Consider the following 848-nt stretch of genomic DNA (forward strand, 5'->3'; position numbering starts at 1 on the left):
CAGCAACAGCTGGACGCCGAGCTCCTTCTCCAGCTGCGCGACCGCCGTGGAGATGGCCGACTGGGACACCATGAGCTGCCGCGACGCGGCCGTCATGCTGCCCAGCTCGGCGGCCGCGGCGAAGTACCGCAGCTGTGTCAGGGTGAAGCCGACCTCCGCCATGGCGCTCATCCTGCCGCAGGTCAGGCCCGTAGCGCTCCCGGCTCCAGGTTCGCGAGGGTCTCGGGGTGCAGCAGGGCGTCGAGGACGTCGGCGTCCACGCCGCCGCCGGCGAGGGCGAGCCCCCGCACGTCGCCGGCGCCGCTGAGCGCGGCCTTGGCGATCTCGGCCGACCGCGCGTAGCCCAGCAGGGGCGTCAGCGCGGTGACCAGGCCGGCGTTGCCGGCGACGACCGCGGCGAGCTTGGCGGCGTCGACGGTGATGCCGTCGACGCACAGCTCGCGCAGCGAGTCGAACGCGGCGGCCGTCCAGGTGAAGCCCTGGAGCAGGCTGTGGCAGATGATCGGCTCGAAGGCGTTGAGCTGCAGCTGTCCGCTCTCGGCGGCCATGGTGACGGTCAGGTCGTTGCCGATCACCCAGTAGGCGACCTGGTTGACCATCTCCGGGACGACGGGGTTGACCTTGCCCGGCATGATGCTCGAACCCGCCTGGCGTGCGGGGAGCTGGAGCTCGCCGAAGCCGGCCTGGGGTCCGGAGGACAGCAGTCGCAGGTCGTTGCAGATCTTGGATGCCTTGACGACGACCCGCTTCAGCACACCGGAGACCTGGACGAACGCGCCGGTGTCGCTGGTGGCCTCGACGAGGTCGCCGGCGCCGACGACCGGCTGCCCGGTGATCTCGGCCAGGTG

General features: G+C 71.6%; 2 protein-coding genes. Both read right to left on the minus strand.

The window, feature by feature from the left end; all coding sequences use genetic code 11:
• A partial coding sequence (locus ACOADB_RS15165; protein WP_378600198.1) for a LysR family transcriptional regulator occupies positions 1-171 on the minus strand: 171 nt, incomplete at its 3' end.
• An 11-nt stretch (positions 172-182) separates the two neighbouring features.
• A partial coding sequence (locus ACOADB_RS15170; protein WP_378600182.1) for a lyase family protein occupies positions 183-848 on the minus strand: 666 nt, incomplete at its 5' end.

It is taken from the genome of Nocardioides sp. CPCC 206348 (assembly GCF_048654705.1).
Lineage (GTDB): Bacteria > Actinomycetota > Actinomycetes > Propionibacteriales > Nocardioidaceae > Nocardioides.